Annotated in this window: 17 protein-coding genes; 5 read left to right on the plus strand and 12 right to left on the minus strand. The window is 72.8% G+C overall.

Annotated elements, in window-relative coordinates; all coding sequences use genetic code 11:
- Window positions 1-221: 221 nt before the first annotated feature.
- From ACWD12_RS00670 to ACWD12_RS00680, 3 genes are all read right to left on the minus strand, one after another.
- The gene (locus ACWD12_RS00670; protein ID WP_450097751.1) at window positions 222-1274 is read right to left on the minus strand and encodes a sirohydrochlorin chelatase; all 1053 of its coding nucleotides are present in this window, start codon (window positions 1272-1274) and stop codon (window positions 222-224) included.
- A gap of 148 nt (window positions 1275-1422) precedes the next feature.
- A complete protein-coding gene (locus tag ACWD12_RS00675; RefSeq protein ID WP_450097752.1) occupies window positions 1423-1794 on the minus strand; it encodes a nuclear transport factor 2 family protein in 372 nt (123 codons plus the stop codon).
- Window positions 1795-1846: 52 nt separating this feature from the next.
- Window positions 1847-3643 (minus strand): hypothetical protein, encoded by a 1797-nt coding sequence (locus ACWD12_RS00680; protein WP_450097753.1) that lies wholly within the window; start codon window positions 3641-3643, stop codon window positions 1847-1849.
- A 459-nt stretch (window positions 3644-4102) separates the two neighbouring features.
- Here ACWD12_RS00680 and ACWD12_RS00685 point away from each other — a divergent pair, with 459 nt between their 5' ends.
- A complete protein-coding gene (locus tag ACWD12_RS00685; RefSeq protein ID WP_450097754.1) occupies window positions 4103-4786 on the plus strand; it encodes an SDR family oxidoreductase in 684 nt (227 codons plus the stop codon).
- Window positions 4783-5622 (plus strand): SDR family NAD(P)-dependent oxidoreductase, encoded by an 840-nt coding sequence (locus ACWD12_RS00690; protein WP_450097755.1) that lies wholly within the window; start codon window positions 4783-4785, stop codon window positions 5620-5622. Before ACWD12_RS00685 ends, ACWD12_RS00690 begins: the two co-directional genes overlap by 4 nt.
- 308 nt (window positions 5623-5930) lie before the next feature.
- On the opposite strand, the gene ACWD12_RS00695 is transcribed toward ACWD12_RS00690, so the two are convergent.
- The 3 genes from ACWD12_RS00695 to ACWD12_RS00705 all read right to left on the minus strand — a co-directional run bounded on the left by ACWD12_RS00695 (window position 5931) and on the right by ACWD12_RS00705 (window position 8845).
- A complete protein-coding gene (locus ACWD12_RS00695; protein WP_450097756.1) occupies window positions 5931-6977 on the minus strand; it encodes a phosphotransferase family protein in 1047 nt (348 codons plus the stop codon).
- The gene (locus ACWD12_RS00700) at window positions 6974-8299 is read right to left on the minus strand and encodes an acyl-CoA dehydrogenase family protein (RefSeq protein ID WP_450097757.1); all 1326 of its coding nucleotides are present in this window, start codon (window positions 8297-8299) and stop codon (window positions 6974-6976) included. Before ACWD12_RS00700 ends, ACWD12_RS00695 begins: the two co-directional genes overlap by 4 nt.
- A gap of 66 nt (window positions 8300-8365) precedes the next feature.
- Complete coding sequence (locus tag ACWD12_RS00705; protein WP_358347358.1) at window positions 8366-8845, minus strand: MarR family winged helix-turn-helix transcriptional regulator; 480 nt, start codon at window positions 8843-8845, stop codon at window positions 8366-8368.
- Window positions 8846-8994: 149 nt separating this feature from the next.
- On the opposite strand from ACWD12_RS00705, the gene ACWD12_RS00710 reads away from it, so the two are divergent.
- Entirely contained in the window at window positions 8995-9636 is a 642-nt protein-coding gene (locus ACWD12_RS00710) for a TetR/AcrR family transcriptional regulator (RefSeq protein ID WP_358347355.1), read from the plus strand.
- On the opposite strand, the gene ACWD12_RS00715 is transcribed toward ACWD12_RS00710, so the two are convergent.
- Window positions 9602-11122 carry a purine-cytosine permease family protein gene (locus ACWD12_RS00715; protein ID WP_450097758.1) on the minus strand — a complete coding sequence of 507 codons (1521 nt, stop codon included), beginning with the start codon at window positions 11120-11122 and terminating at the stop codon, window positions 9602-9604. The two genes, ACWD12_RS00710 and ACWD12_RS00715, sit on opposite strands and share 35 nt — an antisense overlap.
- 330 nt (window positions 11123-11452) lie before the next feature.
- Between ACWD12_RS00715 and ACWD12_RS00720 the strand changes: the two genes are divergently transcribed.
- Window positions 11453-12808, plus strand: coding sequence for a pyridoxal phosphate-dependent decarboxylase family protein (locus tag ACWD12_RS00720; RefSeq protein WP_450097759.1), 1356 nt, complete (start codon window positions 11453-11455; stop codon window positions 12806-12808).
- Window positions 12809-13010: 202 nt separating this feature from the next.
- Window positions 13011-13772 (plus strand): hypothetical protein, encoded by a 762-nt coding sequence (locus ACWD12_RS00725; RefSeq protein ID WP_358347347.1) that lies wholly within the window; start codon window positions 13011-13013, stop codon window positions 13770-13772.
- Window positions 13773-13929: 157 nt separating this feature from the next.
- Here ACWD12_RS00725 and ACWD12_RS00730 read toward each other — a convergent pair whose 3' ends face one another.
- Genes ACWD12_RS00730 through ACWD12_RS00750 form a run of 5 tightly spaced genes read right to left on the minus strand, consistent with a single transcriptional unit; the run spans window position 13930 to window position 19225 of the window.
- Window positions 13930-15219, minus strand: a complete 1290-nt coding sequence (locus ACWD12_RS00730) for an ABC transporter substrate-binding protein (RefSeq protein ID WP_450097760.1) — start codon at window positions 15217-15219, stop codon at window positions 13930-13932.
- Window positions 15216-16427 (minus strand): ABC transporter permease subunit, encoded by a 1212-nt coding sequence (locus ACWD12_RS00735; RefSeq protein WP_435838956.1) that lies wholly within the window; start codon window positions 16425-16427, stop codon window positions 15216-15218. Before ACWD12_RS00735 ends, ACWD12_RS00730 begins: the two co-directional genes overlap by 4 nt.
- Complete coding sequence (locus ACWD12_RS00740) at window positions 16420-17310, minus strand: branched-chain amino acid ABC transporter permease (RefSeq protein ID WP_358347341.1); 891 nt, start codon at window positions 17308-17310, stop codon at window positions 16420-16422. The genes ACWD12_RS00735 and ACWD12_RS00740 overlap by 8 nt, the downstream gene beginning before the upstream one ends.
- On the minus strand, window positions 17307-18230 hold the full coding sequence (locus ACWD12_RS00745; RefSeq protein WP_450097761.1) for an ABC transporter ATP-binding protein: 924 nt from the start codon (window positions 18228-18230) through the stop codon (window positions 17307-17309). The genes ACWD12_RS00740 and ACWD12_RS00745 overlap by 4 nt, the downstream gene beginning before the upstream one ends.
- Window positions 18227-19225 (minus strand): ABC transporter ATP-binding protein, encoded by a 999-nt coding sequence (locus tag ACWD12_RS00750; protein ID WP_450097762.1) that lies wholly within the window; start codon window positions 19223-19225, stop codon window positions 18227-18229. The genes ACWD12_RS00745 and ACWD12_RS00750 overlap by 4 nt, the downstream gene beginning before the upstream one ends.
- Between the last annotated feature and the right edge of the window lie 112 nt (window positions 19226-19337).

Consider the following 19337-nt stretch of genomic DNA (forward strand, 5'->3'; position numbering starts at 1 on the left):
CCGGAGCGGACATCCCGGCGGACCTCCCGGCGGAGCCCCCGGCTCAGGCCCCATGCGGAACTGTCGAACGGCACCCCCAAACGGAGGCGCGGCGGACGCATGTGGAGTCCCCGAACCCCGGCCGCGCATGTGGCCCCGAGCGGTCGCGCCGTGCGGACGTGCCAAAGGGCGGGACTCCCCCGGGTCCCGCCCTTTCCGTACGGTCTGTCTCTCGGCTCCGCTCAGTCGCGGATCCCGGCCGCGTCCAGGTAGGCGCGGAGCACCAGTTGCGCTATCGCGCCGTGTGCGCCCAGCGACTCGGCCGCGGTGCAGCCGGCCTCCTCGGCGGCCGCCTCGACGAGACCGGGCTCGAGGTCGGGGCCGAGTACGTACGGCGCGAGCGCCAGGCGCTCGGCGCCCATCTGCCGCAGGCCCGCGGCCGCCCGCGCCACCGACCCGGGGACCTCCAGGTCGGCGGTGACGACCGGCAGCGCGAGCCGGGCCGCCAGCAGAACGCCGGTCATGTCCGCGGACTGCAGCGCCTCGGCGCCGCCGGTGGTGGCGAGCACAATGCCGTCGGCGGCGGTGACGACCGTGAACAGGCGTGCCCGGTCGGCGCGCGCGAGCCCGGCCTCGGACAGGCGTTCGTGCAGCGCCTCGGCCAGCAGCGGGTGCGGGCCGAGCGGCTCGGTCACCAACAGGTGGCGCCCGGACGCCTCGACGGTCGCCCGGACCCGCGCCTCGATCTCCGGGTGCGGCCCGATGAGCAGCGGTACGACGACGGCGGGGCCCGCGGAGGCCGGCACGTCGGCCGCGACCCGGTCGGCGGCCTCCTGAGCGGCCTCCTGGGCCGCTTCCCGGACCTCGTCGGCGGTCTCCGGGGTGCGCCCGGCCTCCGGCGCGTCCACGTCGAAGCCACCCGGCTCGTCGGTGAACTCGGCCGTGAACCCGTCGGCGGAGTCGGCGGTGAACGCGTCGGCGGACTCGGGGGCGGCGGGGCCGGCCACGGGTCCCAGCACGGGCGTCAGGTCGGTCGCGCCCTCGCCGAGCAGCGCGGGGCGGATGTCCAGTCCGGGGCGGCCCGCTCTGGCGAGCAGGGCGACCTCGCGTACCACCTCGTCGAGCGCCGGGTTGGCGGGGCCGGGAACGGCGAGGACGAGCGGCGGCGCGCCCTGCGGGATCTCCGGTGCCTCTGGTCTGCGGTGGCGCCCGCCCGGTCGGCCGGTGGGAACGCGGGTGGGCAAACCCTGGTTGCGGGTGGGCAGAGGTGAGGCTGCATCAGGGGAAGTGCTCATGCAGGGGGATGCTATTGATTCGGTTGTACGACATCACCTCTCCAGCGCAATTGTTATCCGCTCCGCGGAGCGAATTCGGCCAAACACGGCGAGGGGCGGCAACCGTTCCGGTCACCGCCCGTCGCCGAAACGTTTCGCAGGCCGCGGCTCAGCCCGCGGCCGCCTCCAGGTCCGGGACCGCGGTCATCTCGGTGACCAGCAGGGCTTCGTCGAACCGCAACATCTCGGTGGCGTAGACCGTCACCAGGTTGTCCCCGATGGTGAGTTCCAGCTTGAACTGGAACGCCGCGTAGTCGCCGGACACGGTCACCGGGCCGAGCAGCGTGGCGGTCGGCTTGAGCGGGACCACCGACTCGTAGAACGCCCGCACCGCTTCGCGCCCGACCTTGGGCTCCGTGCCGACCGGGTCGTGGACCGTGGGCTCGGCGGCGTAGGCGGCCATGATGCCGTCCAGATCCTGGCTGGAAAGCATTGCCAGGAGGTTCTCGGCGACGGCGACCTTCTTGGCGCGATCGGACATGCGGGGCCCCTACGGGTGCGTACGGATATGACGATCCGTCACCCTAGGAGTGTTACTTGACATCGACAAGGGTCATGGCGGCCGCCGTCGCGAGCAGTTCCTCGGTGGTCCCGGTGAAGTCCGGGAGCAGGCGCATCGCGACGACGCGCGCCTCGGTCGACGAGCCCAGGTGGCGGCCGACCAGCTCGCGCAGATGGTCGTGGTAGCGCAGCGAGCCGGGGGCGGCCGCGGTCAGCTCGGTGAGGCAGCCATACGTGTTGAGTGCCCGCGCCGCCGGGGCGACCGCGCGGAACAGGTGATCCGGCGGCATCGCGCTGCCGCGCCGCGCCGGTTCGGCCACCGTGTAGCCGTTGCCGGTCCACTCGCGCGGCACGATGACGTCGGGGCCGGTCGGCCAGCGGCCCGCACCGGCGACCGCGGACTCGCCCGACAGGTCGACGACTTCGGGCACCACGCGGTCGGGGCAGCCCGGGCTGCTCGCGAGCAGCCCCCAGGCGGCGCCGGACAGCGGCTGCGCGTGTTCGGCCCGCTCCACGGTCGGCCAGTCGATCCACGGCGACTCGATCAGCGGCCACAACTGCGTGGGGCTGGGCCTGCGCAGCCGTTTCACGAGGACGCGCGGAGCGGTCTTCGCGGCGATCTCGGAGCGCAGTCGCTCGGGGCCGTCCTCCTGGGCGAACAGCTCGGCGAAATGCTGCTTGTCGCGTGGTGTCACGGGCAGTTCGTGCACCAGGCGGGCGGCCTCCTCCACACCGTGCCGCCGCCATACGCCCTCCACGGCGGCGAGCAGCATCGAGCGGTAGCGCGGCAGCCGGAACGGCGCGGGGGCGGCGCCCTGTTCGTACGAGTACGGCCGGAAGAGCGCGGCCAGCGCGTCGTAGCCCTCGCGCTCCCACGCGCGCAGGCACTCCTGCGGGGAACTGGAGGTGTGGTCGCGGCGCAGCAGGGCCGCGCGCACCAGCAGCGGATCGCCCGACCACAGGGCCGGCAACCGCATCGAGCGGCTGGTGTTGTCGCGTACGCGGGCGAGGACCGACGAGTGCAGCGGCACACGGTCGGCCGCGGCCATGATGCGCGCGCGGACCGCGACCGAGGTGTGCGCGTTGAGGTACACCGCGGCGTTGATGTCGGTGTCGTCCAACTCGACCAGCGCGGCGGCCAGATCGGGGCGGCTCCAGCGCGCCTTCGCGAGCGTCAGGCGTTCGCGCGGCGACGCCATGGCGACCACCCAGGCCAGTGTCTCGGGCGGCAGCGGCGCGCCGAAGCGGGCGAGGTCGACGACCGTGCGCCGGTCCAGGTGCGATATCAGGGCGGCAAGGGTCCCGGCGTCCAGCAGCATCAGCAACTGGCGCATCTCGATGCGTATTCCGCGCGGCGCGGCCGGTACGCGCGGCACCGCGCGACCACCGGCGGCCTTGGCGCCCTTGGCGGCGTCTTCCACCAGTTCGGGCAACAGCCCTGGATAGGAGGCGAGTTCGCGCTGTAGTCGGGCCCAGGCGGCGGGGTCGGCGCCGAGGCGGATGCGGATCGACTCGGCGAGCCCGCGCGTTCCGTCCAGGTAGGCCCAGGCGTGCCGGGGTGCGAGCCCACGCAGCAGCCGCAGGACTCCGTGGGCCGGGCCCGCCCCTTCGACGAGACAGGCGACGTGTGCGCCGGTCAGCCGCCAGTTGCGGATGGTGGGTATGGACCCCGGGAAGTGGTAGACCACCGTGCGGGCGCGCACCAGTCGCGCGGGCACGTCGCGTTGCCGACGCACCTGCGCGGGCAGTTCGTTGCCGAGCCGTGTGGTCAACGCGCCGTCGTCCGAATCGAGTTCGTCGAGCAATGCGACAAAAGCCGTGACATCCACCGTGGCCTCCCCCGCCCGTGCGCCCGGTCGTCCGCCGGGATGATTCAAGGCTACGGATCCGCACCGACAGCCGTTGGAGTCCTGGCGTCCGGTTTTCACCGTTCGGCGCACGACCGGACAGGGGTTCGACCCCGGGTCGAACACGGCTTCGGACGCGGCCCCCAAAGGCCCCTGGCGAGACCCCCGGCAGCCTCTCGGGGCGGCCGCGACCACTGGTCACCCCGGCCGACGGACAGGCCGGCGGCCGGACCGGCAGACAGCCTGGCGGACAGCCCGGCGGACGGCCGTTGTCCGAGGTCCCAGGGTTTCTGACGGGGCATCACATCGAGGGCCGGGGCGCCTTGTCATCGTACGAAGACCGAACTAGCGTCGCGGCGTCGGGAGCGGGGCCCGAAAACGGGGAATTCGCGTGGGTTGGCAGCGGGTGGACGGGAAGTCCACCGGAAAGGGGCGTACGGCGTGGCCGGAGAACCTGGAAGGCACGGTCCGCGCACGGCGGTCGTGGTGGGCCCGTCGGACGTGGCCACGGCGGTCGTCGACACCTTGCGGGCGGCGGGCGCGCAGGTCGCCGTCGCCGAGGCGGGCGCCGACCTGGCGGCGGCCGTACGCGACGCGGGCCTGGACGTGGCGGCGGGCGTGGACCTGGTCGTGCACGCGCCCTACACCCCCGGGTCGGCGACCCCCGGCGCCGTGGTGGACCTCTCGCCGCAGGACTGGGACCGGCTCGCCGAGGAGCCGATCCGGCACGGCCTGACGGCCCTTCAGGGCGCGCACCCCCTCCTCACCCCGACCGGCGGCCGGTTCGTGCTGGTGGCGCCGAGTGTGGCCATCGAGGGCGGCGCCGGCCTGGTGCCGCTGGCCACCGCCGCCGAGTCGCTTCGGGCGCTCGGCAAGTCGGCGGCGCGGCGCTGGGCGCGCGACGGCGTCACCGTCCACCTGCTCGCCCCGACGGTCTTCGCCCTGGACGCGGAGGCCGAGGGGCTGCGCGGCACGGATGTGGACCGCAGCGAGTCCGCGCTCGGCGAGGACGCGATGTCGCCGCAGGCGGTCGCGGACGTCGTCCTGCTCCTGTGCGCGCCCGGCGCACGGCATCTGACCGGTAGCACGTTCGCACTCGACGGTGGAGCTCTGATGGTGCCGTGACGCTTTCCGACAGCGGTTCTCGCAACGGATCGGCCCACGCGTCCGCCCAGGGCGCGCCCGACACCTCGCTGCCCGGCTCCCTCACCGGCAAGACCGTGCTGGTGACCGGCGCCGCCGCGGGCGTGGGCCAGGGCATCGCCCTCGCGCTCGGCGCGGCCGGGGCCTCGGTCGTGGTCACCGCGCGGCGCAGGGAGGCCGCCGCCGAGGTGGCCGACGCGATCGTCGCGGCGGGCGGTACGGCCGCGGGCGTGGTGTGCGACGTGACCTCCGCCGAGGCGGTGGACGCCGCACTGGCCGCGGCCGTGGAGCAGTTCGGGCGGCTGGACGCGGTGGTGCACAACGCGACGAGCCGGCGTTCGAGCGAACCGGTCGACCTGGAGCACGCTCCGGTGGACCTGTGGAACGAGCACGCGGCGGTGGCCTCGGTCGCGTCGTACACGCTGGCGCGCGCGGCGCACCCGTACCTGAAGGCGACGGCGGGCTCGTACCTGCTGCTGACGTCGCCCGCGGGCATGCAGGGCAGCGCGAACCTGTCGTTCTACGCGGCGGCCAAGGGCGCGCAGCGCGGCTTCGTCAAGTCGCTGGCGCGCGAGTGGGGTCCGGACAAGATCCGGGTGAACGGGCTCGCTCCGCTCGCGGTCACGCCCGCGCTGGACAACGCGATGCGGCTGGACCCGACGATGGAGCCGCGGGTGACGGCGCTGATCCCGATGGGATGGATCGGCGACACCGAGACGGACATCGGGCCGTGCGCGGTGTTCCTGTGCTCCGCGGCGTCGCGCTATGTCACCGGGCAGACCCTCGTGGTCAGCGGCGGACGCATGACCGCGCTGTAGGGATAGCGAAAGTCCGGTTGGGGCCTGCCGCGTGCTTCGGTATCACCGTAACTCGGGCATATAGCCCGAAGGTTGTCCTTGGAAAGGTAAAATCACTCGGGATTTGTGATCGAGCGGTGGAGTATCGCGTCTCGTTGCATACAGGATGCTTAGCGTCCCGTCATGGTCGTACGGGACACAGGGGCAGGCCCGGCCGGGGCGGGCCTGCCCCCTCCTTCGTCCTGCCCACAGCCGCCGTCCCCGGAGCCTCCCGCCCGCCGCCCGCGCACCCTGCGGAAGTACCCCCGCCAGGTCGCAACGGCGTCCGGTCAGCCGCCCACCGCCTCCGCGATCCCCGCGAGCGCGGCGACGAGACCGACGGTGCGCCGCACCCGTTCCGGTTCGGGCGCCTTCGCCCGGGCCAGCGCCCCCGCGCAGATGACGGCGAGCTTCACCACCGCGAAGCGCTCGTAGTACCCGAGATCGGGCACCGGCCTTCCGACGGCCTCGGTGTACGCCTCCACCAGCGCCTGCCGGTCCGGCAGCGCCGCGTTCGCGTCCGGCAGATGGCCGCCGCGGTAGGCGTTCAGCAGCCGTCCCGCGGGCCCCCAGTACGCGAGCAACTGCCCGAGGTCCGCGGCCGCGTCGCCGACCGTGGACAGTTCCCAGTCGAGCACCGCGCGGACCTCGGCGGAGTCGTCCGCGCGGTACATCACGTTGCCGAGGTTGTAGTCGCCGTGCACGATCCCGAGCGCGGACGACTCCGGTACCTCGGCGGCCAGCCGCCGCAGGAGGCCGTCTAGTGCGGGCACGTCCTCGAACCCGACGCGGTCCCACTGCCCCCGCCACCGCCGCAACTGCCGGTGCAGGTACGGCTCGGGCCGGATCATCGCGCCGAGCCCGACCCCGGCCGGGTCGACGCGGTGCAGGGTCGCCAGCACCCGGACGAGGTTGAGGCCCGCCTCGCGCGCCACGGGCGCCGGCAGCGCCGCCACCTCGGCGGCATCTGTGTGGAAGACGCCGTCGAGGCGCTCCATCAGATAGAAGGGCGCGCCCAGGACCGCCGGTTCCTCGCAGAGGGCGACCATCGCGGCGACCGGCACGCCGGATCCGGCGAGCGCGGCCTGCACGCGGTACTCGCGCGCCATGTCGTGCGCCGTGGGAAGTGCGCCGCGCGCCGGTGGGCGCCGCAGCACCCAGTCGTGGCCGCCCCCGGTGACGCGGTAGGTGAGGTTCGAGGCCCCGCCGCTGAGCTGAGCGACCGTCAAAGGGGTTCCGGCGTCCACGAGTCCGGCCTTCGCGGCCCACTCGGCGAGGCGCCGCGGCGGGACCGGCTCGTCGTCGCGCGGGTCGGCGGAAGGGTGCGTACCGCTCACGACGCGCCGCCGGTCCGGTGCGGCTGCGGCGCCGGGATGTCGAGCCAGTCGGCGTACCGGCGCTCCGCCTCCGCGCGGCGGGTGGGGATGTGCTCGGTGGGCCAGCCCTCGACGGCCTCGTAGCGGCGCAGGATCATCTTGGCGATCTGCTGGATGTGCACCTCGTCGGCGCCGTCGGAGAGGCGGAAGTTGCGGGCGAGCCGGTACATCTCCTCCAACGGCAGGTCGGTCGAGTAGCCGAGCGCGCCGTGCACCTGGATCGCCCGGTCGACGACGTCGTGCAGGATCTGCGCGCCCCAGTACTTCACCTCGGAGACCGCCTGGCGCGCGGCCTTGGGGCCCTCGTTGTCCCAGGTCCACGCGGCCTTGAGGGTCAGCAGCCGGAACGCCTCGATCTCGATGTTCGACCGGGTGACCATCTGCTGGATCAACTGCTGGTCGGCCAGCCGCTTCCCGTGCGAGGTACGCGAGACCGCGCGCTCGCACAGCATGTCGAACGCCCGCCGGCACTGCCCGATCCAGCGCATCGCATGGTGGATGCGCCCGCCGTTGAGGCGCTTCTGCGCGAGCACGAACGCGTCGCCGGGGTCGCCGATCATGTGGTCGGCCGGGACCCGGCAGCCGGTGAAGCGGATCTCGGCGTGACCGCCGAGGTTGCGGGTCGCCTCGCCCTCGTACGGGTGGTGCATGGTGTGCACGTCGCGCACGATCTCCATGCCTGGCGTGCCGCGCTCGACGACGAACATCGAGGCGCGGCGGTGCCGTTCCGCGTCGGGGTCGGTGACCGCGAAAACCAGGACGAAGTCCGCGCGGGAGGCGTTGGAGGCGAACCACTTGTGGCCGTCGATGACGTACGCGTCGCCGTCCCGCACCGCGCGCGTCTTGATGCCGGTCGGGTCCGACCCGGCGGTGTGCGGCTCGGTGAGTGAGAAGCAGCTGGTGAGCTTCCCGTCGAGCAGCGGCCACAACCAGCGCTTCTTCTGCTCGTCGTTCGCGCCCACCGCGAGGAGTTCGCTGTTGCCCGAGTCGGGCGCCTGGTTGCCGAAGATGTTCGGTGCCGAACCGGTGCGGCCCAGCACCTCGTGCATCAGGGCGAGCCGGACCTGCCCGAAGCCCTGGCCGCCGAGCTCCGGGTCCAGGTGCGCGGCCCACAGGCCGCGGTCCTTGACGCGCTGCTTGAGCGGGTCGGTGACGGCCCGCCAGTTGGCCGGGCTCATGCGGTGGCGGACGAGGTCGAGGGGCTCGATCTCGTCCACGACCATGGCGCGGATCCACTCGAGTTCGCGTGCGAACTCCGGGTCGGTGCTGAAGTCCCAGGCCACGACTGTCTCCCCGGAGCGGTTGGCGAGCGTACGACCCCGGGAACGTAACCCGACTACTTAACCATGTCAATTAGTTCCGGTGGCGGACTCCCCCGGCCGCCGCACGCCGCGCAGGTCGGCCACCAGGCGCTGCATCTGCGCCGCCAGACCGCCCAGTTCCTCGGCCGTCCAGCCCTTCAGCTGCTCGGCGAGCAGAGTGTCGTTGGCCGCCGCGAAGCTGTCGTACGCCGCGCGCCCCTCGGCGGTCGCCTCGACGAGCGAGACCCGGCCGTCCTCGGCGTCGCCGGTCCGCACGATGTGGCCGCCCTCCTCCAGGATCCGGATCTGCCGGCTCAGCGCCGCCGGCTGGATGTCGGCCAGCTCCGCGAGCTCGGTCGGCCGGATCGGGCCGTGGTCGATCACCCGGTGCAGGATCCCGATCGCGACGAGATTCAGCGCGACCCCCGAACGGGCCGCGTGCAGCGCGTCCAACTGCCTGCTGTTGACGAACCGCTTGAGCGAGTTGATGGCCTCGTTGATCGCGCGGCGGCTCTCGGCATCGGTCATGGCGGGCAGCCTAGAGCCACTCGGCGGGCGGTGCGGGCATGCACCCGGGCGCGTGCCGGGGCACACCCCCGCGTGCGCCCACCGGGTTCCCCGCGACGCCCGCCCCCGCACGTCACAGCGGTCGGCACGCGCGTGATAGACACATGGACGTGTCCGACTCCCCCGCTTCCGCCCTCCCGCCCGCTCCCCTGCGCCGAGGGGGCCGCCGGTCCGGGCGCAAGCGCGAGGACGTGCTCGCACACGCGTGCGTCGTGATCGGCGAACGCGGCGCGGACGCCACACGGTTCGCGGACGTCTCCGAGGTGTCCGGTGTACCGATCTCCACGCTGCAGTACTACTTCGGCAACCGCGAGGACCTGCTGATGGCGGCGTTCCGGTACGCCGCGAAGCGCGACCTGGACGGCGTACGCGCGGCGGTGGCGGACCTGGCCGACCCTTGGGAGCGCATGCAGAAGGCGTGCTCGTTCGTGGTCGGCTTCGCCGACGAGGCTGCCCCCTACGCCTGGCAGCTGTGGGTCGAGGCGTGGCGCTGGGCGCAGCGCGACCCCGAGTGGCGGGCCGAGGTGCTGGCGGACAACGCGAAGTGGCGCGCGCTGCTGGCCGGGACGGTCGCGGACGGCGTCGCGAGCGGGCGCTTCCGGGCCGACGCGGATCCCGAGCGGGTCGCGCGGCAGGCCCTCGCGGTGGTCGACGGGATCGGGCTCCCGATCGTCCTGGAAGACCCGGCCGTGCCTCCGGAGATGGCCCGCGAGCTGCTCATCGACGTCCTGGCCCGGCTGCTTCTGCCGTGACCGTCGGCGGCATCGTCGCCGACGGCTCCGACTGCTCCGACGGCTCCGACGACGCGGCCGGGGTCCGGGGGCGCACGGCGGTGGTGAGCAGCAGGTAGCACACCACCCCCGCGACTCCCGAGGTGAAGAAGCTGACGTCGACGCCCGAGCACAGGTCGGCGATCGGTCCGGTGAAGGACGACGACGAGTTCGACAGCAGCCCGACGGCACTGCCCACCACCCACGACACCGTCGCGGGCAGGTTCCAGCCCGCCGTGTACCAGTACGCGCCACCGCGGCGGCGCCGGTTGAACACCTGGAGGTCCGGCTCGCTGAACCGGGCGCGCGTACGAGCCATGCCGGTCAGCGTGATCGCCGCCCATGGTGTCGCGAGCGAGGTCAGGACCAGCACGAAGGTGGTGACCGACTCCTCCGCGTCCCACCCGAACTTGCCGAGGAAGACCAGGCCGATGGAGGTCGCGGCGACCAGCACGGTGGACGCGACGCGGCTCAGGCGCGGCAGGATCGCGTCGAGGTCGAGGCCCATGCCGTAGAGCACGATGCCGGACTGGCCGAGCGCGCCGACCAGGCCGCAGACCAGGATCGGCACCAGGAACCACGCGGGTGCGGCGTGCACGAGGCCCGCGACGTAGCCGGCGTCGGGGTCGAAGGTGGCGACGGCGGTGAGCACGCCGAAGACCTGCGGGACGACGAGGCCCGCGACCATGCCGAGCCCGGTCGCGCGCACGACCGCGCGCCCGCTGTGCCGGCGCGGTGAGATGTAGCGCGTCCAGTCGCCGGTCAGCGTGACGAAGGAGACCGGGCCGGCGATGCCGGTGCTGACCATGGCGAGCAGCCAGGTGGGCCAGAACGAGCCGAGCGCGTACGCCGACGGGTCGCCCGGCGCGGAGAAGTCGATCTTCGTCCAGAAGGCGGCCAGCCCGAGCACGATGACGGCCGTCATGACCGGTGCGGCGAGCCGGTTGAGCAGCACGATCCAGCGGAAGCCGTAGACCGCGGCGAGTGTCGCGGCGGCGGCCAGCAGGGCGTAGCCCGCCGCGTACGCGCCGTCCGTCTCGGGCAGGTCGACCAGCCTCGCCAGCGACGCCACGATGGCCTCGCCGCCCGCCCACACGCTGACCGCCATGAAGCCGGTGGACAGCAGCACGCCGATCACCGAGGCGATGAGTCGGCCGCGTACTCCGAAGTACGCCCCCGAGCCGACCGAGTTGTTCGTCCCCGAGCGAAGCCCCACCAGCGCGAGCGGTGCCACGAAGGCGGCGCCGAGCAGCGTGCCGACGATGTTCGCGGTCAGCGCGGCCCACAAGCCGAGGCCGTAGGACACGGCCAGCCAGCCGAACACGATGTTGGTGAACCCCAGGTTGGCGCCGACGAGGATCGCCACGAGGTCCCGGGGGCGGGCCGTGCGCTCGGCCTCCGGGATCGTGTCGACCCCGTGCCGCTCCGGGGTGGCGGTGCTGTGGCGGTCGGCTGCTTCTTGTCCCATCGGGACCTCCGCGCGGGGGTCGGGCCGTCGCGGCGCGAGGGCTCGCGATGCGGGGCGGGGGCGTGGTCACTGTGGACTGTATGGCCATACAGGTTTTCTGTACAGGCTTGATTTATGGGCAGCCCTCCGTCGGCCGGGGGCATTTCCGGCCGCGCGCGGTTGACTTTCGGACCGCGCCACGGGATACGCTCCCAAGCCGATCCCACGACCCGAACACGCGGTTCCGCACGCCCGCCCACACCCGGGGCGGGCGTCCGTGTGCCCGGGGGCCAGCACCGCCGACGCTGCGCGACCCGCAGACGTCCGCCCTCCACGGAAGCCCGGCTGCCGATGTCGATGCACAGCTACGACCCCGCCCTGACCGACCTGGTCTTCGCCTACATGCGCGAGCGCCTCCAGCTCGACCCGGTCCCGCTGGACCACCCCGGGGACAAGGACAAGCTCGACCGCGTGCTCACCGGCCTGCTGGGCGAGCAAGGCAACGACCCCGCCGACGTGATGCGCCTGTACGCCGAGCAGCTCGCCCCGACCGTCATCTCGTGCGACAGCCCCCGCTTCCTCTCCTTCATCCCGGCCGCGCCCACCAAGGCCGCGCTGCTGTTCGACATGGTCGTGTCCTGCGCTTCGCTCCAGGGCATCTCGTGGCTGGAGGCGTCCGGCGCGATAGCCGCCGAGAACCAGGTCCTGCGCCTTCTCGCCGACCTCGCCGAGATGCCGGCCACCGCGGGCGGCTGCTTCGTCTCCGGCGGTTCGGCCGCGAACCTGTCCGCGCTCGTCGTCGCCCGCGACACGGGACGCAGCGCGCGCGGGCTCGGCGCGTACGACCGCATCCGCGTGGCCGTCTCCGACCAGGCGCACTCCTCGGTCACCAACACGCTGCGCATCATCGGCGCGGAGGCCCTGGTCGTTCCCACCACCGACCACCGCCTCACGGGCGAGGCCCTGGGCGCCGCGCTCGCCGCCGACCCGCACCCCCACGACGTGGCCGCGGTCGTCGCCACCGCCGGGACCACCAACGCCGGGATCATCGACGACCTGGCCGGCATCGCCGACGTGGCGCGCGAGTACAACCTCTGGTTCCACGTCGACGGCGCCTACGGCGGAGCCGGGCTGTTCGCGCCCTCGGTCCGGGCCAGGTACGCCGGCGTCGAGCACGCCGACTCGCTCGTGATCGACCCGCACAAGTGGCTGTTCGCGCCCTTCGACTGCGCGGCGCTGCTCTACCGCAACCCCCACCTCGCCCAGGCCGTGCACACCCAGGACGCCAGCTACCTGGACGTCCTGCACACCGACGAGAACCAGGTCTGGAACCCGACCGACTACGCACACCACCTGACCCGCCGGGCCCGCGGCCTGCCGCTGTGGTTCTCGCTCGCGGTGCACGGCACCCGCGCGTACACCGAAGCCGTCGAGACCGCCCTCACCCTCGCCCGGGACACCGCGGCCCTCGTCCGCGCCACGCCGCACCTCGAACTGGTCCGCGACCCCGAACTGTCCGCCGTCGTCTTCCGCCGGACCGGCTGGACCGCGCAGGACTACACCGCATGGTCCGACCGCCTCCTCGCCGGCCAGGTCGGCTTCGTGACGCCGACGGGCTGGGAGGGCGAGACGGTGGCCCGCTTCGCGTTCCTGCACCCGGGCACCACGATGGCCATGGTGCGCGAGATCCTGGACACGACGGCCTGACCGGTGCCCAGGCCTGACGGGCGGCGCGGCCCGACGGGCGGCGCGGCCCGACAGACACCGCGGCCGTGCGGCGAGGCGGTCGGCAACGGGCCCCCTGGGCCGGTGTCCTGATGTCCTATCAGGTCACGCCGGAGTGACACGTTCGAGCCAATCCGTCCGGTGTGCCTGCCTCGGGGCGGCCGCCTCCCCGAGACTGATCACCGTGCATGTCGAGGTGGTGACCGACCCGGGCTCGAACTCCAGCGGTCCGGGCGACGCGGGCGGGGAGGGGACGGGCGTACGCGACCCGTTCCGCGACGAGGCGGCCGTGTCGCCCGCGGACGCCCGGTCGCGGCGCCGCGACCGGGTGTTCGCGCTGGCCACACCGGAGGCCGCGGTGGTGACGACGACCGCTTTCGTACACCGCACCTCGGTCGAGGGCTGCGGGCACGGAACGGGCTGGTACATCCGGCGGTTGGGCGCGCACCTGCTGACCCGGCTCGTCGACCGGCCCGAACGCCCGGTCGCCGACTGCCTGTCCGACGCCATCGCGGAGACCGCGGCGCTGCACGGCGGGCGCTGCGACCTGGCGCTGCACGGCACACCGACCGCGTCGGTGGTCGCCGTACGCCTCACCGAGGGCCGCCTCGACCACCTGGTCCTCGGCCCCGGCACGGTCCTCATCCGCCGCGACACGACGGTGCGCGCGGTCAGCGACCCCGGCGGTACGCGCCATGCCGCGGGTGCCCGACCCTCGGCCGCCGCCGGTGCCACCTGGGGCAGTTCGGGGTGCCGCGGGGTGCACACCCTGGTCCTGCTCAACGGCGGCGCGGTCGAATCGCTGCCGGCCGCGCTGTGGCCCGACACCGTACGGCTCCTCGAGGACGTCGGCGCGCACGGGCTGCTCGCCCACATCCGCTCCACCGAGCTGCGAACCGCCGCACCGCACCGGCCGGTCGGCGTCGTCCTCCTGCGTCCCGCCTGACGGGCGACCGGAGTTCGGGCGACCGAGGGAGCACGGCGGGCCCGACGGAGCACGGCGATCCCGGACGCAACTGTGGGCCGAACCCCGGGGGGTTCGACCCACAGTCACCGCGTCACGACCGGGCGGAACGGTCCACCCGCCCGCGCCGCGGTGCGGTTCAGCCCGCCTTGGGCAGCGTGTACGTCTTCGCCTCAGGCGCCTCGAAGGCCTGCTCGACCGTCGCCAGGCCACTGGCCTTGCTCTTGTCGACCTTCAGGATGTACGTCTGGTACGACGGCGGCTTGTCCGGCGACGAGAAGTCCAGCTTCGCGCCGTAGCCGAGGTCGAGTGCGGCGTTCTTGCGGTGCGCGGCCACGACACCCGCGGGTGTCAGGTCGCCCGCCTGGCAGGCACCCTTCAGCGCCTCACCGAAGATGGCGGCCGTGGAGAAGCCGGACAGCACACCCTGGTCGATCGGCTGCCCCGGGTACTCCGCCGTGTAGTCGGCGACCAGCTTGGTCAGCGTCGGCAGGTCGCTGTTGATCGACGGCACGGGGCTCGTCACCAGCAGGCGCTGCTCCATGGCCCCGGCGACCGCCGGGATCGCGAGCAGCTGCGGGTGGAAGCCGACCGAGTGCGCGAGCACCGGCACCTTGAGGCCCGCGGCCTCGGAGGTGGCCATGATCGGGCCGACCTGACGCGGGCTCGCGCTCACGATGATCGCCTTGACCCCCGCCGACTTCAGCGCGGTGATGGCCGCGGTCATGTCGGAGTCGGTGGGCTTGATCTTCTGCTCGACGAGCGACAGGCCGGCGGCCTGCGCCGCGTACTTGGCGCCCGCGAAGCTGTTCGCCCCGAACTCGTCGTCCGCGTAGATGTGGCCGACCTTGTCGCCGGCCGCGAGGTTCGCGGTCCGCTTGAGGTACGAGACGCCGTTGATGATCTCGACGTCGTACGTCGTCGCGGTGACCTGGATGGTCTTCTTGCCCAGCAGCGTGGACGGCCACGCCTGCGGCAGTGTCAGGATGCCCTCGCGGTCGATGTCGTCCTGGAGCTGGGTGACGATCGCCGAACCGATGAGCTGCGAGATGCCGACGACGTTGCCGGACAGCTCGGTGTACTGGGTCCGCGCCTTCTGCGGGTCGTAGGCGTGGTCCTTGACCTCCAGCTTGACCTGCCGGCCGCAGATGCCGCCCTGGCCGTTGATCTGCTTGAAGTAGAGCGCCTCGGCGTTGGTGACACTCTTGCCCAGCGGCGCGAACGGCCCGCTCATGTCGGTGAGTTCGCCGACCTTGATCTCCGAGGCCGTGACGCCGGCACCGGTCTTGACCTGGCCGGACGAGCCGGACGCCCCCGCTGGCGGGTTCGTCGTCTCGTCGTCGTCGTCCTTGCTGCTGCACGCGGTGGCGGTCAACGCCAGGATGGCGAGGACCGCTGCCGCGGTTCTGGTGCCCTTGCGTGACTTCACGAGACTGCTCCTTGGGGCTCCTGGGAACGGGAACGGAACCGGGACCATGAACGGGCCGGGACACGCGCTGAGGGTTTCGGTGCACGCGGGCGCCGCCTCGCCAGCCCGGCCAGCCCGCCGGGAGCGAAGAGCAGCACCAGCACGATCGCCGCGCCGTACAGGTATCGCGCCGCCTCGGTGGGGCCGACGCCGTCGCCGCCGGACTCGACCACCAAAGGCAGCGAGGCGGCGTAGTGCGCGAAGAGTTGGGGCAGGACGGTCACGAAGACCGCGCCCGCGACCGCGCCGCCGACCGACCCGAGCCCGCCGATGACGATCATCGCCAGGTAGTCGATCGACAGGGCGAGCCCGAAGTACTCGGGGATCACGCGGCCGAAGATGAGGGCGAGCAGCACGCCGGCGAGACCGGCGTACATCGACGAGACCACGAACGCCATCGAGCGGTAGCGCGCGACGGGCACGCCCATGACCGCGGCGGCGATCTCGCTGTCGCGTACCGCGCCCAGCGCCCGCCCGGGGCGGCCGCGCAGCAGGTTGCGGGCCAGCAGGATGCCGACGACGAGCAGCACCAGGGCCAGGTACCACAGGCGTTCGTACGCTCCGAACTCGACGCCGAGCACCTTCAGTTCGTCCGGGTCGCGCTCGGACAGCGTGAACCCGAAGAACTCCATGGGCTCGGCCGCGCGGCCGTTGTAGCCGCCGGTGACGCTGTGCGCGTTGATCATGACGTGCTCGCCGATGAAGACCAGCGCGAGCGTCGCGATGCCCAGGTACATGCCGCGCAGCCGCCCGGAGATCGGGCTGAAGATGCCGCCCACCACACCCGCGAACAGCACCGCGAGCACGAGCGCTACCGTCGGCGGCAGGCCCAGCCCGTTGATGTCGTGGGTGCCGCTGCGGCCGGACTCGCCGGAGAAGAACATGTAGCCGTACGCCCCGACCGCGAGGAAGAAGGCGTGTCCGAGGGAGAGTTGCCCGGTGGTCCCGGACAGGATGTTGAGCCCGATCGCCCCCAGTGCCGCGGCCATCGCGAACAGGCCGGTGAGCAGCCAGAAGTCGGTCAGGTAGTAGGGCATCGCGGCCATCACCAGCAGCACCGCGACGATCAGGAGGTATCGCAGGAGCACGCCGGTCGGCGGGCGCGTCACCGGAATGCGCGCGGAGTCGGGGGACTTGGCGGCCGGGTCCGCCGCGGGGAGGTCAGACACGGCTCAGTTCCTTCGACCCGAGCAGCCCGGTGGGCCGCCACAGCAGGATGAGGATCATGACGACGTAGGGTGCGACCCCGGAGACGCCGCCCCCGAGGGCGTCCAGGTCGCTCTGGTAGCCCGCCGCGAGGGCCTCGCTCAGGCCGATCAGCATGGCGCCGATCAGCGCGCCCAGCGCCGAGTCCATGCCGCCGAGCACCGCCGCGGGGAACGCCTTCAGCGCCACCAGCCCCGTGGTCCGGTCGAGCCCGGGCGTCGGCGACGCGGTCAGGAAGACCGCGGCGACGGCCGCCAGCGCGCCGGCGATGCACCAGGCGATCAGCTGCACGCGCTTCATGCGCACGCCCATCAGCGCGGCAGCCTCGCGGTCCTCGGACGCGGCGCGCATCGACAGGCCCCACGAGGTGAACCGGAAGGCCGCGAAGAAGATCCCGATGAGCACGACCGCCGTGATGATGGCGGCGATGCGGGCCTTGGCCACGGTCGCGTCGCCGATCGTCACCGCGTCGCCGCCCCACGGGTCGCCGAGCGAGAGCTTGTCGGACCCGATGCGGCGCACCAGTTCGGTGGTCAGCAGGATGTCGATGCCGATGGTGAGGATCGTCAGTACGTGCAGCTCGACCTTGCCGAGCCCCCTGATGAACAGGGCTTCGATCAGTCCGGCCGCCACCGCGGTCACCGCCACGCCGACCAGCACCGCGAGGGCGAACCCGAGGTCCTCGTGCAGCTTGGCGATGACATAGCCGCCGAGCAGCAGCAGCGACGCGTGCGCGAAGTTCATCACCCCGGAGGCCTTGAAGATCACCACAAAGCCCAGGGCGATGAGGGCGTACACCGATCCGAGAGCGAGCCCGTTGAGGGCGATCTCGGAGAGCTTGGTCATTGCCGCTCCTCGTTCTCTCGCTGTACCTGTACGGGTGGTGCCGACTGTGCGGGCGCACCCGCGACGGGGCCCGGGGCCTCGTCCTCGTCCTCGTCCTCGTTCCCGGTGCCGAGGTACGCGCGGATCACGGCCGGGTCCTGGCGGATCTGGTCGGGCGTCCCGCCCGCGATGCGGCGTCCGAAGTCGAGCACGGTCACCTCGTCGGCGAGCCGCATGATCAGGCCCATGTCGTGCTCGACGATCACGATCGAGATGCCGAGGCTGTCGCGTACCGCGGCGATGGCCTCGGCGGTGCGCTTGCGTTCGCCGCCGTTCATGCCGGCCACCGGTTCGTCGAGCAGCAGCACCTTGGGCTCCATGCACAGGGCGCGGGCCATCTCGACACGTTTGCGCACGCCGTACGGCAGGAGCATGACCGGTGCGTCGAACACCGGTCCCAGGTCCAGGAATTCGGCGATCTCGCGGGCGCGTTCGCGGTGCCGGCGCTGCTCGCGCCGGGCGCCGGGCAGGCTGAGCGCGGTCGAGGCGAAGCCCGACCGGGTCAGCACGTGTCGGCCGAGCATGAGGTTGTCGGCGACCGTGCCCTGGGTGAGCACGATGTTCTGGAACGTGCGGGCCATGCCCATCCGCGCGACGCGGTCCGGGCGCAGGCCGGTCAACTCCTGGTCGCCGAGGTGCACCGTGCCGCGGTCGGCGCGGTAGACGCCGGACAGCACGTTGAAGCACGTCGACTTGCCGGCGCCGTTGGGGCCGATGACCGCGTGGATGCTGCCGGGCGACACCGTGAAGCTGACCGCGTCGAGTGCGACCAGGCCCGCGAAGCGCACTGTGACGGCTCGCACGACCAGTTCGGGGACCGCCTCGTCGGCGTGCGCCGCGGGGTCCTGCACCTGGGCGGCGGAAACTCCGGAAGTCGTCATCCCCGCCACCTCCGCAGCGGTGCGCGCTGCCCGGTGGCCGCCGGGACCGCGGCGGCGGTCTCGGCGGTGCCGGTGGCGGCTGGTCCGGGACCGGCGGGGCCGGTGCCGCCCGCGGCGGCGGTGTCGGCCGTCGCGGCCGTCACGGAGTGGTCGGCGTCGGCGTCGGCGTCGGCGTGGTCGGCCTCACCGAGGTACAGCCTGCGCACCTCGTCGGTGGCCGCGAGTTGTTTGGCGTCGCCGCTCAGGCGCACCTCGCCGACGTCCAACACGTAGGCGGTGTCGGCGAGATCGAGCGCGACGGCGGCGTTCTGCTCGACCAGCAGAACGGCTGTGCCCTGCCGGGCGATGTCCCGGACCACGGTCGCGATGCGGCCGACCATCTGCGGCGCCAGGCCGAGCGAAGGCTCGTCGAGCAGCAGCAGTTTGGGACCTGCCATCAGGGCGCGCCCGATCGCGAGCATCTGCTGCTCGCCACCGGACAGCAGCCCGGCCTGCTGGCTCTCGCGTTCCCCCAGCACCGGGAACAGTTCGAGTACGCGTTCGCGCGCCTCGCGGGCCCGTGCGGACCTGCGGCCGCCGGTCCCCAGCAGCCCGGCCTGCAGGTTCTCCGCGACCGAGAGCCCCGCGAACACCCGCCTGCCCTCCGGCACTTGCACGATCCCGGCACGTACCGCGGCGGCGGAGTCCTTTCCGCGCAGGTTGAGCCCGCGGTAGGTGATCGAGCCCCCCTCGATCGCTCCTGAGTGCAGGAAGAGTGTCCCCGATATCGCCCGCAGCAGCGTGCTCTTGCCGGCGCCGTTCGCACCGAGCACGGTGACGATGCCGCTCGCGGGCACCACGACGCTCACGCCGCGCAGCGCCTGCACTGAGCGCCCGTACGCGACGTGCAGCCTGTCGACGACAAGCGCGCCTTCCTGCGGAGATCGGGGGGCTGCCCCGCCCGCCTTGGGTGCGGGGTTTCTCCCCTGCGGAGGGTCCTGCTCCGCCCGTGCCATCCTGCCTCCTTCCTCGGACTTGTCCCTCAGAGCCGTGAAGTGACCGACACCACAACACGTGGCGGCATACAAGGTCCATACACACAAGCCAGAACAGGGCACCGGACCAACC

The organism is Streptodolium elevatio (assembly GCF_053592165.1).

Excerpts from the sequence above, each read along its gene's own strand:
- ACWD12_RS00720 (WP_450097759.1), top strand. The coding sequence starts at position 11,453 with ATGTCGATGCACAGCTACGACCCCGCCCTGACCGACCTGGTCTTCGCC.
- ACWD12_RS00675 (WP_450097752.1), bottom strand. The coding sequence starts at position 1,794 with ATGTCCGATCGCGCCAAGAAGGTCGCCGTCGCCGAGAACCTCCTGGCA.
- ACWD12_RS00715 (WP_450097758.1), bottom strand. The coding sequence starts at position 11,122 with ATGGGACAAGAAGCAGCCGACCGCCACAGCACCGCCACCCCGGAGCGG.
- ACWD12_RS00745 (WP_450097761.1), bottom strand. The coding sequence starts at position 18,230 with ATGACGACTTCCGGAGTTTCCGCCGCCCAGGTGCAGGACCCCGCGGCG.
- ACWD12_RS00740 (WP_358347341.1), bottom strand. The coding sequence starts at position 17,310 with ATGACCAAGCTCTCCGAGATCGCCCTCAACGGGCTCGCTCTCGGATCG.
- ACWD12_RS00670 (WP_450097751.1), bottom strand. The coding sequence starts at position 1,274 with ATGAGCACTTCCCCTGATGCAGCCTCACCTCTGCCCACCCGCAACCAG.
- ACWD12_RS00705 (WP_358347358.1), bottom strand. The coding sequence starts at position 8,845 with ATGACCGATGCCGAGAGCCGCCGCGCGATCAACGAGGCCATCAACTCG.
- ACWD12_RS00750 (WP_450097762.1), bottom strand. The coding sequence starts at position 19,225 with ATGGCACGGGCGGAGCAGGACCCTCCGCAGGGGAGAAACCCCGCACCC.